Source organism: Streptomyces sp. NPDC102451 (genome assembly GCF_044765485.1).
Lineage (GTDB): Bacteria > Actinomycetota > Actinomycetes > Streptomycetales > Streptomycetaceae > Streptomyces.
Window position 1 is genome coordinate 1 of the sequence record NZ_JBIWKD010000032.1, and the last position, 14857, is coordinate 14857.

The 14857-nt window shown below is 70.1% G+C and carries 11 protein-coding genes; 2 read left to right on the plus strand and 9 right to left on the minus strand.

All coding sequences use genetic code 11. The features are described from left to right. Positions 1–3671, minus strand: a 3671-nt coding sequence (locus tag ACIRD8_RS36650; RefSeq protein ID WP_404001773.1) for a type I polyketide synthase, incomplete at its 3' end; no start/stop codon positions are given. 221 nt (positions 3672–3892) lie between these two features. Here ACIRD8_RS36650 and ACIRD8_RS36655 point away from each other — a divergent pair. After that, positions 3893–4705 (plus strand): BTAD domain-containing putative transcriptional regulator, encoded by an 813-nt coding sequence (locus ACIRD8_RS36655; RefSeq protein WP_404001776.1) that lies wholly within the window; start codon positions 3893–3895, stop codon positions 4703–4705. Between the two features lie 75 nt (positions 4706–4780). Here ACIRD8_RS36655 and ACIRD8_RS36660 read toward each other — a convergent pair whose 3' ends face one another. The 4 genes from ACIRD8_RS36660 to ACIRD8_RS36675 all read right to left on the minus strand — a co-directional run bounded on the left by ACIRD8_RS36660 (position 4781) and on the right by ACIRD8_RS36675 (position 7936). Next, positions 4781–5530: an SDR family oxidoreductase gene (locus tag ACIRD8_RS36660; RefSeq protein ID WP_404001779.1), complete on the minus strand. Its 750-nt coding sequence runs from the start codon at positions 5528–5530 to the stop codon at positions 4781–4783. 73 nt (positions 5531–5603) lie between these two features. Next, positions 5604–6260 (minus strand): response regulator, encoded by a 657-nt coding sequence (locus ACIRD8_RS36665; RefSeq protein WP_404001781.1) that lies wholly within the window; start codon positions 6258–6260, stop codon positions 5604–5606. Between the two features lie 564 nt (positions 6261–6824). Then, entirely contained in the window at positions 6825–7634 is an 810-nt protein-coding gene (locus tag ACIRD8_RS36670) for a class I SAM-dependent methyltransferase (RefSeq protein WP_404001784.1), read from the minus strand. Between the two features lie 41 nt (positions 7635–7675). Further along, positions 7676–7936 (minus strand): acyl carrier protein, encoded by a 261-nt coding sequence (locus ACIRD8_RS36675; protein ID WP_404001787.1) that lies wholly within the window; start codon positions 7934–7936, stop codon positions 7676–7678. 223 nt (positions 7937–8159) lie between these two features. Between ACIRD8_RS36675 and ACIRD8_RS36680 the strand changes: the two genes are divergently transcribed. Beyond that, positions 8160–9164 (plus strand): ketoacyl-ACP synthase III family protein, encoded by a 1005-nt coding sequence (locus ACIRD8_RS36680; protein WP_404001790.1) that lies wholly within the window; start codon positions 8160–8162, stop codon positions 9162–9164. Positions 9165–9236: 72 nt separating this feature from the next. Here the strand turns inward: ACIRD8_RS36680 and ACIRD8_RS36685 are convergent, their stop codons facing one another. From ACIRD8_RS36685 to ACIRD8_RS36700, 4 genes are all read right to left on the minus strand, one after another. Further along, positions 9237–10487, minus strand: coding sequence for a ketosynthase chain-length factor (locus tag ACIRD8_RS36685; RefSeq protein WP_404001793.1), 1251 nt, complete (start codon positions 10485–10487; stop codon positions 9237–9239). Continuing rightward, positions 10480–11745: a beta-ketoacyl-[acyl-carrier-protein] synthase family protein gene (locus tag ACIRD8_RS36690; protein ID WP_404001795.1), complete on the minus strand. Its 1266-nt coding sequence runs from the start codon at positions 11743–11745 to the stop codon at positions 10480–10482. The genes ACIRD8_RS36685 and ACIRD8_RS36690 overlap by 8 nt, the downstream gene beginning before the upstream one ends. Before the next feature lie 99 nt (positions 11746–11844). Next, positions 11845–13044 (minus strand): cytochrome P450, encoded by a 1200-nt coding sequence (locus tag ACIRD8_RS36695; RefSeq protein WP_404001798.1) that lies wholly within the window; start codon positions 13042–13044, stop codon positions 11845–11847. A gap of 224 nt (positions 13045–13268) precedes the next feature. After that, positions 13269–14723 carry an FAD-dependent oxidoreductase gene (locus ACIRD8_RS36700; RefSeq protein WP_404001801.1) on the minus strand — a complete coding sequence of 485 codons (1455 nt, stop codon included), beginning with the start codon at positions 14721–14723 and terminating at the stop codon, positions 13269–13271. Between the last annotated feature and the right edge of the window lie 134 nt (positions 14724–14857).

The window sequence follows — 14857 nt, forward strand, 5'->3', positions numbered from 1 at the left end:
ACCACCACCAACCCCGCACCCTCACCCCAACCCGTCCCATCAGCCGACTCCGCAAACGCCTTACACCGACCATCAACCGACAACCCACGCTGCCGAGAGAACTCGACGAGCATGCCGGGCGAGGACATCACCGTGACACCACCGGCCACCGCGAGCCCACACTCACCACTACGCACCGCCCGCACCGCCTGATGCAACGCCACCAACGACGACGAACACGCCGTATCCACCGTCACCGCCGGCCCCTCCAGACCCAGGAAATACGCCAACCGACCAGAAATGACACTCCCGGAGTTGCCGGTGAGCACATATCCGTCGACCCCACCGTGCGGGGTGTCGAGCCGCGGGCCGTAGTCGCCCGCCATGGCGCCGATGAACACGCCTGTATTGCTGCCGCGCAGCAAACCGGGCTCGATACCGGCGTTCTCCAACGTCTCCCAGGCGGTCTCCAGAAGCAGCCGCTGCTGAGGATCCATGGCCAATGCCTCGCGCGGCGACACCCCGAAGAACCCGGCGTCGAAACCGGCGACGTCGTCGAGGAACCCGCCCTGCCGTACGTACGTCCGCCCGGAGGTCTCCGGGTCCGGGTCGAACAGGTTGTCCAGATCCCAGCCACGGTCACGAGGCAGCCCGGACACGGCATCCCGACCCGAACTCACCAGCTCCCACAGCTCCTCCGGCGACGACACACCCCCCGGATAACGGCAGCCCATCCCCACGACGACGACCGGATCGTCGGCGTCGCCGTCACGCGGGGCCGGGACGCCCGGCGCGCCCTCCGCGTAGCCGTGCCCGGTGAGCTCCGCGTGCAGGAACGCCGCGAACCCATCGGGGGTGGGGTGGTCGAACACCAGCGATCCGGACAGGGCCAGACCCAGTTCCGAGGACAGCCCGACGCACAGCTCGACCGCGGTGAGCGACGTCAGGCCGAGGTCCTTGAACGACGTCAGGGGCCTCATGTCGGCCGCGTCGTACCCGAGGACGGCCGCGAGGTGGGTGCGCACCAGAGCGAGCAGGCTCTCGCGGTCATGGGCCCGGGCCGGCTCCGCGGCGGGCGCGGCCTCGCGCGCCTCGCCGATCCAGTGCCGGCGGCGCTGGAAGGCGTACGTAGGCAGCGCGACCCTGCGACCGCCGTCCAGCAGCGGCGTCCAGTCCACTGGCGCCCCCGTGACATGCAGGGTGCCGAGCGCCCTGAGCAGGGTGCGGACCTCCGCCTGCCCGCCGCGCAGCGGGGCCACCGCCGCCGGTGGCTGCTCGGCGAGGGTCTCCCGGGCCATGCCTGCGAGCACGGGGTCGGGGCCGAGTTCGAGGTAGCGGGAGACGCCCGCGTCGTGCAGGGCGCGGATGCCGTCGGCGAAGCGGACGGTGCCCCGGATCTGACGTGCCCAGTAGCCGACGTCGGTCAGTTCGTCCGTGGTGGCGGGACGGCCCGTGAGGTTCGAGACGACGGGGATCCGGGGGGCGTGAAAGGTCAGCCCGCGAATGGCGTCGGCGAACTCGTCCAGGACTCCGTCGAGATGGTGGGAGTGGAACGCGTGGCTGACGTTCAGCCGCTTGGTCTTCACCCCTGCGGCGCGGAAGGCCTCCGCGGTCGCGAGCACCGGACCGGCGTCCCCGGAAATCACCACCGAGCGGGGCCCGTTGACGGCGGCGATGCTCACTCCCGCCGAGGGCAGCAACGCCCGTACGTGGCCCTCGTCGCCGTTGACCGCCACCATCGCCCCACCGGACGGGGCAGCCTGCATCAGCCGTCCGCGCGCCTCGACGAGCGTGCAGGCGTCGGAGAGCGAGAGCACCCCCGCGACGTGTGCGGCCGTGACCTCACCGATCGAATGGCCTATCAGGTGCGTCGGACGCACCCCGAACGACTCCATCAGCCTGAACAGCGCCGCCTCCAGCGCGAACAGCGCGGCCTGCGTGTACCGGGTGCGGCCGAGCAGGTCCGCATCGGACCACACGATCTCCCGCAGCTCGCCGCCCAGCGACGGATCCAGCTCCGCGCACACCGCGTCGAAGGCCGTGGCGAACACCGGGAAGCGCGCGTACAGCTCCCGTCCCATGCCGGTCCGTTGTGCGCCCTGCCCGGTGAACATGAAGGCCGTCCCGCCCTCGGCGACCGCACCGGAGACGACGTTCGGCGCCGGCTGGTTCGCCGCCAGCGCGGCCAGTCCCGCGCTCAGCTCGGCCGCGTCGTCGCCGACGACGACGGCGCGGTGCGGCAGCGCCGCACGGGTGGTCGCCAGCGAGAACCCGAGATCGAGCGCGTCCGGGCCCTCCTGTGCGGCGACGTGCCCGGCCAGCCGTTCGGCCTGGGCCCGCAGGGCCCGCTCGGTGCCGCCGGACACGAGCCAGGGAACGGTGCCCGCCCGCGCGCCGTGGATCTCCGCGGCCGGGGACGGATCCGGGGCCTGCGCGAGCACCAGATGGCAGTTCGTGCCTCCCATCCCGAACGACGACACACCGGCCACCCGCGGCCCGTCGCCGGGCCAGTCGCGCAGCCCGGTGGCGACCTCGATGCCCCGCTCGGCGAGCGGGATGTCCTCCGCCGGGGCAGCGAAGTTCAGGCTCGCCGGCACCTGGCCGCGCTGCGTGGCCAGGGCCGCCTTGATGAGGCCGACGACCCCGGCCGCCCCCTCCGCGTGCCCCACGTTGGTCTTCGCCGACCCGACCACCAGCGGCCGGCCCCGGTCGGCGAACACAGCGGCCAGTGCCGCCGATTCCACGCGGTCCCCCACCGGGGTGCCGGTGCCGTGCAGCTCCACGTACCCGATCTCGGAGGGGCTCGTCGCCGCGTCGGTGAGGGCCGCCCGCAGCACGTCCTCCTGCCCCGCCCGGCTCGGCGTGGTGAGCTGCTCGCCGCCGCCGTCGTTGTTCACCGCGCCGCCGCGGATCACGCACACCACGTCGTGGCCGTACGCGTGGGCGTCCGCCAGAGGCATGAGCACCACCAGGCCGGCGCCCTCGCCGCGCACGTAGCCGTTGGCGCGCGTGTCGAACGTGTAGCAGCGGCCGTCCGGCGACAACGCTCCGAACTCGCTCGCGGCCGTCGTCGACTCCGGAGAGAGGATCAGGTTGACCCCACCCGCGAGCGCCCACGCCGACTCACCGCACCGCACGCTCTCGTACGCCTGGTGCACGGCGATCAGAGCGGAGGACTGTGCCGAGTCCACGACCACGCTGGGGCCGGACAGCCCCAGGAAGAAGGAAATACGATTCGCGAGGACGGCACGCTGGAGCGAGGACAGAGTGAAGCTGTCGATGGCGTCCGCGCCCTGGTCACGCACCAGACCGGCGTAGTCGTCGCCCATCGCTCCGAGGAACACTCCGCCCCGGCTGCCCCGCACCGCCGACGGGTCGATTCCCGCGTGTTCGAGCGCCTCCCAGGCCAGTTCCAGCATCAGGCGCTGCCGCGGGTCCATCGCTGCGGCCTCGCGTGGCGACACCCCGAAGAAGCCCGCGTCGAAGTCCGCGACGCCGTCGATCAGCCCGGCCCGGGTCACCCGCGTGCCGACGTGGACGGTACGGTCTGCGGGGACCTCGCCGACCGCCTCCCGTCCGGCCGCAAGCAGGTCCCAGTACTCCTCGGGGGAGTTCGCACCCGGAAGGCGGCACGACAGACCGACCACCGCGACGACGCCCTGACCACTCGTTTTCACGAAGTTCTCTGTCATGACAGCGGAATCTCACTCTGCTCTCGGGGAGGGTGGGACGGGCCGGTGCCGCCGCTCGCAAACCTCTCGTCCACGGGACGCGACGAAGGTTGTAGAGGACACGATCCGACACGGTCACCGGGGTGGGACCTTCGCCTCAGAGCATTGCCTGCCCGGCAAAGGGATCGGCAGAGTCTGGGTCGAGGCCCGACCCGACGATCACTCTGTGGAGGCATCCGCCCGTGTTGCGATTCCAGGTACTCGGCCGCCTAACCGTCACCAACGACCTGGGTGACTGCACGCCAACCGCACCTATGGCGCGGCGGGTTCTGGCGCAGCTGCTCCTGTGCTCGAACAACATCGTCATGCTCGACGCGATCATCGATGAGCTATGGGGTGACAGACCGCCGAAGAGCGCCGTCCCCACCGCGCAGACGTACATCTACCAGCTGCGGCGTCAGTTCGAACCGTGGGTGCCGGAGGGTACGGTCGAGCAGGTGCTCGCCACCTGCGGCACCGGCTACACGCTCCGGGTGGACCCCGACCAGCTCGACCTCGGGGAGTTCCTCCGGCTGGCCAAGCAGGGGCGCACCGCGCTCTCCACCGGCGATCCGGCCGCGGCCGAACGGTTGCTGCGACAGGCTCTCGATCTCTGGTCGGGACCGGCGCTCGCCGATGTGACCGCCGGTCCGTCGATCCAGGCGCACGTCGTCCACCTCACGGAGCAGCGGGCGCATGCCGTCGAACTGCGCATCCAGGCCGACGCGATGCTGGGACGGCACCGGGAACTGGTCGGGGAGCTGAAGGCCATGCTGCTGGCCGACCCGCTCAACGAGTGGTACCACGCCCAGCTGATCAAGGCGTTGGCATCCAGTGGCAGGCGGAACGAGTCACTGGTCGCCTACCAGCACCTGCGGCGGACGTTGTCGGCCGAACTCGGCCTCGAACCCTCGGGGATGCTGCGGGAACTCCATCAGGAGGTGCTGGCCGGACGCGACTCCTGGTCGGACTGGGGGGTGTCGGGGAGGCCCCTGGCGGAACAGCTCACCCGGTAGGCACCGCCCTCGGAAGGCCACCGGCGACGGGTCGAGGACCGCCGCGAGGCGATCCTCGACCGCACCGGTGCCGTCCTACCGGTTGTGCAGGAGCCGGCCGCCGTCGACGACCAGGGTGTGCCCGGTGATCCAGGACGCCTCGTCCGACAGCAGGAAGGCAACGGCGGCGCCCACGTCGGCGGGTCGGCCGAGTCGCCTCAGCGGGATGGAGCCGATGACCTTGTCCTCCCGGCCTTCGACATTCGCCCGGGTGAAGTCGGTGAGCACCGTGCCCGACGCGACGCCGTTCACCCGGACCGTGGGCGCGAGCTCGTTCGCCATCTGCCGGGTGAAGTGGTTGAGCGCCGCCTTGGCCGTCCCGTAGGCGGTGCCGTCGGGGACGGCGAGTTCGCCGGCGATCGAGGAGATGTTGACGACGGCGCCGCCGTGCTCGCCGAGCCAGCCGTGCCAGGCCGTCTGGACCCAGGTCAGGGCGGACACCAGGTTGATGTCGACGGTGCGCCGGTAGGAGGCCGCATCGACATCGACCAGACGGCGGGCCGTCCGCTCCGTACCGCCGACGTTGTTGACCAGCAGATCGAGCGATCCGAACCGGTCGACGGCGGTCTCCACCGCGATCCGCTGATGCTCCGTGTCGTGGGCGTCACCGGCGACCGCGACGGCGCGTTCCTCGCCGAGTTCGGCGGCCGCCTTGCGCAGCTCGTCCTCATTGCGTGAAGTGATCACGACGTTCGCGCCCCGCTCCACCAACGCGGTGGCGATGCCGAAGCCGAGACCGGTCCGACCGCCCGTCACCAGCGCGGTCCTGCCCGTTAAACGTGCCACAGTCTGCGTACCTTCCCTTGGTCTGCGCCTGGTTCCGGCACCTTGTCAGCCGGCGGTGATACCACCGGGGGTGTCACCCGGCACGGGCGATGAGCCCGATGGAAACCGCCTTGTTGACCGCTTCGAGCCGGGAGCGAGCGCCCAACTTCGAGAAGATGGTGCCCAGGTGGCGCTTCACTGTTCCCTCGGCGATGGTCAGTCGCCGCGAGATCTGCCGGTTACTCATGGCCTTGCTCACCAGGGTCAGGATTTCCCTCTCGCGGCTGGTGAGCATGTCCGTGCAGTTCGCCGTCGAGGCGATGTGCGTCAGCGCCTCGACGGATACGTGGAGCACGATGCGGAGATTGTCCGCGCACACCGCGCGGATACTGGACACCAGGTCATTCCGGCTCGCAGATTTGTTCAGATAGCCCCGGACGCCGAAGTCGAGCAATTGACGCACCATCGCCGGATCGTCGGGTGTGCTGACGATCAGGATTCTCGCCTTCGGCGAGGCGGAGCGGATGGCGTGCACCGTTTCGGCTACCGACTCGTGAGGAATGTCCCCGTCGAGCAGCACGACGTCGGGCTGTTCGATCTCGCAGTGCGCGATGCCTGCGGCACCGCTGGCGGCGATGCCGACGACGACCATGTCCGGTTCCACGTTGAGCGTCTCGCACACCACCTCGCGCAGCAGCGCGTGGTCGTCGATCAGTACGATCCGCAACCGGCCGGCGCGGTCAGGCTGCATGCCGCGCCCCCGGATCGGGCAGCGGTTCCCGCGACGGCGCCGGAAGGCCCACCGATCTGTGCGCGGAAAATCTTGCGGGCTCCGTCATGGAGCCGACGCCGATAGAACCTGCCGTTTTCCATTCAAGCCTCCGCTTGAAATTATGGATTGCGAAATTGGCATGTCGTATTACCGCTAAGGCTTTTGCCGCAACAGCTGCCATAACTCCCCCATTTTCGCTGGCGCACGGCATACCGTAACCCGGGGCTCCACTTCCCAACAAGATCGAATCGAGCCGTTTTAACCTTTCTTGGTAAAGGGGTGCAGGGGCGGCAAGCCCGGGAGTTACCCCACTGCTTCGGTTCACGGCTGTTCAACAGGCCGGAACCACCGTGCGGCACCGGAGGGGGAGTCGACGAAACGGGACCTCGGAAGGGCGCAGGGCGAGCTGTCCCATTTCGACCTGATACGACCGTTGAAGCCGGTACGTCCGGGGGCTGAGCCAGGACGCGCGCCACGGCGGCCGGCCCCGTCGGAGCTCCTGGAGCCGCTCTTTCGACGCCGCCTGTTTCCCGCGGTTCGCTTTTATTCGGGAACCCGCACCACGGTCGTGTACGTGTGGTTGGTCACCATCTCGAATTCCGGGTCCAGGAGTTTCTCCCGGATTACGGAGAGATCGGCCTCGGTCAGAGATGTCTGACTCAGCAGGAAATTCTCCAGCATGCTGCTGTGCAGCCGGGCGAGCCGGGCCGTCGGCGCCATGCCCTCCCCCGGCGCCCGGAAGTCGCGCACCGTGATGTCGCGATAGCCGGCGGCGGACAGAACGTCCGGCGTGCGCGCCGCCCATTCGAAATCCATACCTGTTTCTCCGGCGAGTTTGTGCACGCCGTCGTGGTATTCCTGGAAGATGCGTGCCGTGTACGCGTCGACCGGGGACTTGATGATGCCCTCCTCGGCACAACCGCAGTACCAGTCGGTGAGCACCAGCGCACCGCCCGGCCGGAGATGTGCGGCCAGCCTCGCCGCGACCGCCTCCTTGTCGGCCACGTGCATCAGCACCAGTCGCGCGTGGATGAGGTCGAACTCGGGCTCGGGCCACGGGTCCTCGCTGAGGTCGTGGCGGATCGCCTCGATGCGCGGATGGCGGGGTACGTGCTGCGGCTTGAGGTCGCTGGCCACCACGCGTCCGGACGTCCCCACCCTGGCGGCCAGCCAGCGGGCGACGGAGCCGTCCCCGGCGCCCACCTCCCAGCAGCGCCACCCGTGCCCGACACGTACCACCTCCCCCAGGGTGCGGAAGGTCTCCCGGTTGAGGATCTCGGAGAGCAGGCCGAGCTGCTCGGGTGCTTCTGGCGCGCCGTTGTCGAAGCGTTGCTCGTGCTCTGTGCTGTACATGGTGATCTCCTTGGTGAGCCGTCCATGCCGCCGGGCCTCGGCTAGAGCGACGCGGGCAGCAGCTCGTTGACCAGTTCGACGAACTGCTTCGGCGTCGCGGTCTTCCCCGCCCTCTCATCCTCGGGCACGGAGATGCCGAGCTCGCGCTCGACCAGGAGCGTCACCTCCACCATCGCGACCGAGTCGTAGCCCATGTCCGTGAACGTGATGTCGCCGATCTCGCCGTCCAGGTCGAATCCCTCGTCCTCACCGGCCGCCTCGCGTATGTGCCTGACCAGGTCCATCTGGGTGAAAGTCGCCATTGTCGATCCCTTCGTCTCGTGCCGTCGAAACCAACATCGCGGGGGTGCTTCGACACCCGGTCGAGTTCCGGTCGACGGAGACACCCGCATGCGGGCCCCGGCCGTCGGCACGCGTTGACCGCGGCAAGGCCTCGCCTGGGCCTCGAACAAGCCTCCGCCGGACATGACGACCATGACCGGACAGGGGAGAACCCGAGGCAATCCGATCCGTGGGAGGAAGAAGATGAGCGACGGACTCTATATCGCCGCCGCGAGTTCGTGGCTGCCCGAGCGGCTGACACTGGACGAGGCCGAGCGGTTGGACCTCGCCGACCGGGCAAGGGTCTGGAACACCGGAATCGAGTCGGTGTGCGTCTCGCCGGACACATCGGCACCGGAGATGGCGGTGCTTGCGGCACGGGACGCCCTCGGGCGCGCCGAAGTCAGGTCGGAACAACTGGACTTGCTGCTGCACGCCTGCGCGTACCACCAAGGTCATGACATGTGGCCGGCGGCCTCGTACGTCCAGCGCTTCTGCGGCGGTGGCTCCTGCCCGGCTGTCGAGGTCCGCCAGATGTCCAACGGCGGCATGATCGCCCTGGAACTCGCGGCCGGCCATCTGCGCGCGTACGACGGCTCGACGGCCCTGGTCACCACGGCCGACCGGTTCAGCCTGCCCGGCTTCGACCGGTGGCGCAGCGACCCGAGCACCATCTGCGGTGACGGCGGCACGGCGGTGGTGCTGTCCAGCCGCACCGGATTCGCCCGGCTCCGCGGACTCGTCACGGTCTCGGATTCCGCACTGGAGCACGGCAGCCGGGGCGAGCGGTTCAGCGACGCGCCGTTGGCCGCGCAGGTGCCGATCGACCTGAACAGCGACTCCCTGGTGCGCGAGTTGGGTGTGGAGACCCTGCTCAACCGCATCGAAGCGGGTCAGCGGGAGGCGTTCGACCGGGCCTGTGCCCAGGCGGACGTCAAACTCAGCGACATCGACCGCTACGTGCTGCCGAATCTGGGCCGGACCCGGATGCGGGCACAGTACTTCGACCCGTTCGGCATAGATCCGCAGCGCTCGACCTGGGCCTGGGGCCGGCAGGTCGGACATCTCGGCGCGGGCGACCAGTTCGCCGGGCTGGCCCATCTCGTCACCGAGGGCGAACTGCAGCCGGGGCAGACGTGTCTGCTGGCAGGCGTCGGTGCCGGCTTCACCTGGACGGCGGGCGTCCTGGAGATCATCGCCAAGCCGTGAACCGGGCGATGCCGGGTCGAGGCGTCCGCGTCACCACCGGGCGCCTCTTCCGGTGGTGACGCCGCCTTCAACTCATGCCGCCTTCAGCACCATCGCGGAGTTGATGCCGTCGCTGCGGGCCAGCACCAGAGCGGTGGACACGGCCGTCTCCCTCGGCTCGCCGAGCACCAGGTCGAGCTGGTCGGACCGGACGGGGTCGGTCACATTGATCAGGGGCGGGATGACGCCGTGCCGCATGCTCAACGACACCGTGGCCACATCGAGCGCCGGGCCACCGGAGTACAGCCGGCCGGTCATCGTCTTCGGCGCGGTCACCGGAACGGCCCCTGGACCGAACACCCCGGTGACGGCGGCCGCCTCCGCGCGGTCGAGCTCGCCGACCCCGGCCGCGTCCGCGAACACGACGTCGATCTCGGCGGGCGTCACACCGGCGTCCGCCAGCGCGGACTCGATCGCCCGGCGCAACCCGGGCTCCCGTCCGGAACCGGGCCGCGGGTCGAAGGTGGTGGCGTACCCGGCGATCTCGCTGTACGGCCGGGCGCCTCGGCTGCTCGCGTGTCCGGCTTCCTCGACGACGACCATGGCGCCGCCTTCTCCCGGTACGTAGCCGGACGCGGCCGTGTCGAACGGCAGGTAGGCCTGCGTCCGGTCGGTGGCCGTGCTCAGCCGGCCGGTGGTCAGCTCGATCGTCCACCCGAGCGGACACATCGCGCTCTCCACCGCACCGCACATCACCACCGGCAGGCCGTCGGCAACATACCGGCGGGCCTGTGCGATGGCGTCCAGACCGCTGGTGTTCCCGGTCAGGACACCGCCGGGACCGTGCCACCCGTGCCGGATGGAGATCTGTCCCGTGTTCACGGCGTAGAACCAGGAGAACGAGAGATAGGCACTCACGTGTTCGCTGCCGCGGCTCCAGAGCTTCTCCAGCTCGCGCTGGCTGTATTCGAGCCCGCCCGCCGAGAGACCGGTGACGATGCCGACCTGATCCTCCGGGAGGGCGGCCGGATCGAGGGCGGAGTCGCGGACCGCGGCGTCCGCCGCGATCAGTACCAGCCGGGTGGTCTGGTCGGTCTGCGGCACCAGACGGCCGGGGATGTGCGCGCGTACGTCGTAGTCGGGCACCTCACCCGCCAGCGTGGCGGGGTACTGCTCCGGGTCGAACCGGGTGACCCGGTCGATGCCTCCCCGCCCGTGGAGTACGGCGTCCCAGTACTCGTCGGCGTCGAACCCGTTCGGCGCGACCACCCCGAGACCGGTGATCACCGCCCGGGGGCGCTCCGGCCTCGTACCGTTGCCACTCTCCGCGACTTCCCTACTCATCGGATCCTCCCTTGGTCAGCACCATGGCGCTCTGGAACCCGCCGAACCCGCTGCCGACCTTGAGCACCGTCCGCACATCCGCCTGCCGGGCTGTCAGAGGCACGTAGTCGAGGCCCAGTTCCGGGTCGGGTTCGTGCAGGTTGGCCGTCGGCGGGATCAGTCCGGCGTCGATGGCCAGCGCGCATGCCGCGATCTCGATCGAGCCGATCGCGCCCAGCGAGTGCCCGATCATGGACTTGATCGAGCTGACCGGCGTCCGGTAGGCATGGTCGCCGAGCGTGCGCTTGAACGCGTCGGTCTCGTGCGCGTCGTTCTGTTTCGTACCCGAACCGTGCGCGTTGACGTAGTCGACCTGCTCGGGCACACGCCCGGCCATCCGCAGCGCCACCTCGATGGCCTTGGCCAGTTCGGGGCCCTCGGTCCTGAGTCCGGTCATGTGGTACGCGTTGGCACGCACGTCCCATCCGCCGATCTCGGCGTAGACGCGCGCGCCGCGCTCCCTGGCGTGGTTCAGCTCCTCCAGCACCAGCATCGCGCTGCCTTCGGCGAGCACGAAGCCGTTCCTGGTGCGGTCGAACGGCCGTGACGCGGTGGCCGGTTCGTCGCAACGGGGCGTCGTCGCCTTGATCGCGTCGAAGCAGGCGACGCAGATCGGCGAGAGGGACGCGTCCGAGCCGCCCGCCAGCATCACGTCGGCGGCGCCCTCGCGGATCAGCCGCGCAGCGTGGGACACCGACTCGATGCCGGCGGTGCATCCCGTGGACACCAGCGACACGGGGCCTTCCGCCCCGGCCGTCCAGGCCACGTCCGCGGCGATCGACGTCGGGACGAGGTAGTTGTACATGTGCGGCACCGCGTACTCGTGGTCGAGGAGCCACTGGCGGCCGCCGTCGGAGAGGACGTTGTACTCCCGGTCCAGACTCATCGTGCCGCCGATGGCGCTGCCGACGCTGACCCCGCAGCGATACGGGTCCGTAGCGGCCGGGTCGAGGCCGGCGTCCGCGACCGCTTCCCTGGTCGCGGCGACGGCGAGCTGCGCGCTGCGGTCCATGCGCCGGATCTCCTGTGCGGAGAAGCCCTCCGCGACCGGGTCGAAGTCGCACTCACCGGCGATCCGGGAGCGGAACCCGGACGCGTCGAACAGCGAGATGGTGCGTATGGCGGAGGTGCCGGACGAGATCAGGCCCCAGAACTCCTTGGCGTTCGCGCCGCCCGGGGCGCGAACGCCGATACCGGTGATGGCGATCCGGCGGTTCATCGTGCCCTCACCGCTCGCGCGCTGACTGCTGTATTCGGCATATGGGTCTCTTTCCTGATATCGGTCCGTGGCAAGTGAACGGAATCGTGGATCCCGGGGTCAGGCATCGAAGGTGACCGGCAGGGCTTCCAGTCCGCGGACCGTGAGGCTCCGCTGCCATCGCAACTGCTCCGGCGGTACGGACAGTGCGAGGCCGGGCAGCTGGCGCAGCAGCCCGTCGAACGCGATCCGGCCCTCCAGCCGGGCCAGAGGGGCCCCGAGGCAGAAGTGCGCACCGCGCCCGAAGGCCACGTGCGCGGTGTCCGCGCGGGTGACGTCGAAGTCGTCCGGTGCCGAGAACTTCGCCCCGTCCCGGTTGGCCGATGCCAGGGACAGGAGCACCGGGTGCCCCTTCTCGATGCGGGTGCCCGCCACCTCGATGGGTTCGAGCGGGAACCGCCACGTCGACGTCTCGAACGACCCGTCGTACCGCAGCATCTCCTCCAGCGCCGAGTCCACCAGTTCCGGTCGCTCCCGGAGCAGGGCGAGTTGGCCGGGGTGGCGCAGCAGGGCCAGGGTGCCGTTGCCGATCAGATTGACCGTCGTCTCGAAGCCGCCGACCAGCAGCAGGGACATCATGGACAGCAACTCGGCCTCGTTCAGCCGGTCGTCGTCGTCCCGGGCGGCGATCAGCGCGTCGACCAGTCCGTCGGCCGGGTCCTGCCGGCGCTTCTCGACCAGGCGCGTCAGATATTCGAGGAGGTCGCGCAGTCCTACGGGCCGCGCCTCACCACGGCCGGCCTGGGCGGAGTCGGTGTTCGTCCAGCGCCGGAAGTCCTTCGTCCACTGGCGGAACACGTCCTGGTCGGCCTTGGGCACTCCCAGCAGTTCACAGATCACCGTGATCGCCAGCGGGAACGCGAACTCGCCGATCAGCTCGGCCTGCCCACGCGGCGCGATCGTGTCGAGGAGCCCGTCCGTGATGTGCTGCACCTGTTGGCGCAGACCCTCGACGCGGCGGGCGGTGAAGGCGGTCGAGACCAGCCGGCGCAGCCGCGTGTGTTCGGGCGCGTCCGTGGTCAGCAGGTGTGTCCCGAGCCCGGTCCGGTCCTCCAGCGGCCTCCCCTTGCCCGCCTCCTGCCAGTCGAGCGGTGCGTTGCGCGGGTCCTTGCTCATCCGGGGATCGGAGAGCAGCTTCCGTACGTCCTCGTACCGGGTCACCAGCAGCCCGTAGAGGCCGCGGCCCTCCAGGACCTGCCGGACCGGTTCCTCCGCACGTAACCACGCGTACTCGGGATAGGGATCAGCGCCGAAATCCATCCTCCGCCTCCTCTGCCTCGGTGTTCGGTCCGGTGGTCGGGGGACCACACGGCGCCGATGCTCGCGGCTGCGGTTCGAGGCGAGTTCGTGTGTGGTTCGACCCGAGGCGCAGGGCGTACGGAGGCTGCCCGGGGCCGCTCCCTGCGCCGGGACGGCACGCGGCCGGCACCGGCCGTGCCGGTGCCGGCCGCGTGCCGGCCGCGTGCCGGGGGTACGGGTCCGCGTCAGGCCTTCGGCCGGCACAGGATCCGGTCGAGGACGGCACGCAGATGCTCTGTGCCGGTCTCCACGGCGTCCCCTGCGGTGGCCGTACGCCAGCCGACGAAACCGTCCGGGCGGACGAGCACGGCACCGTCCTCCTTGATACCGGCGGCCTCGGCCCACCCTTCGACCGCGTGCGCCGTGATCCCCAGGTCCCGTGCCGCCTCGAGCCAGTGGTCGGCCGCGGTCCCGGTGATCAGGGTGAATCCGTCGACGAGGTCGACCGTGGACCGTCCGTCCGGAAGCCAGCGGTGCGGCAGACGGCTGCCCGGGGCGCCGTCCAGGACGAGGTTCTCCATGTCGGGGAGCGGCTCGGGGTCGACCACCGCGCCGGAGTCGTACCGGTAGCCGATGACGGGGATCATGATGCCCGCCATGCCCACGGCCGCCCGGTCGGCGGCCCGGCTCGCGTCGTTGTCCCAGTGCAGGTCGCGGTTCTCGGCGCGGAGCACGGTCTGTCGCATGGTGAACAGCGCGACCGGCCGGCGCTCGGCATCGTAGGTGTCGAGCAGCGCGTCACCGCCGGCGGCCAGCTTCCACGCCAGGTTGTGGCCGTCGGCGATACCCACGTTGAGTCCGAGACCGCCGACCGGGGGCACCACGTGTGCCGCGTCACCCACGAGGAAGACGTCGCCCTGCCTGAACCGGTCGGCGACCCGCGCCGTCGACGACCAGGGCAGCAGGCTGATGATCTCCGGCTCGATGTCACTGACGCCTGTGGCGTCCCTGATCTGCTGCTGGATGCGCTCGACAGGGGTCTCCGGGTCGCCGTTCGGGATGTGGAACACCCAGCGGCCGGTCTCGTCGACCTTGAGCAGGATCCCCGACGCCCGCTCGTTGCGCAGGAACGTCATGGACGTGGGCGGGGTGGGCAGTTCGGCGCGGAACAGCACGTTGAGCATGTGCGAACTGCTCAGCGGACCCGGACCGGTCACGCCTATGCCGAGCAGGTCCCGCATCCGGCTGCGTACTCCGTCGGCGGCGATCACGTAGTCCGCCGTGACGGTCCTGCCGTCCGCGGTGGTGACGCCGCCGTCCGTGACCGCGACCACCTCGCTGTCGAAGTCCACCTGGCCGCCGAGCTCCCGCAGCCGTGCCAGCGCGGCCCGGTCGACCCGGTCCTGCGGGCAGCTTCCCAGCTTCGCCGGGCCGATCTCCGGCGGCTCGAACTTGGCCGTGACGGTGGTCAGATCGGCCAGGCCGGTCCCCGTCATGAGACCCCGGACGAGGTGGTCCGTCTCGATGTCGATGCCGGCCTCCCGCAGGATCTCCGCCGACCGGTCGGTGATACCGAAGGCCCGGGGGTGGTCGTTGACCTGTGCCCGGCGCTCCAGCACGTGGACCGACACACCTTGACGGGCGAGGAAGACGGCGGTGCACAGCCCGACCGTGCCACCTCCGACGATCACTACACGCATGCTTGTCCCTCCGAGAATGAGAACAGCGATTTCCTCACGGGCATGTCGTCCGTGAAGGTTCCGAAGATTGCTCAAGGTTCCGAAGACTGCTCGCGCTCACCCGCCGCGCCCCCGGGCGGGCGACCGCGCGTACG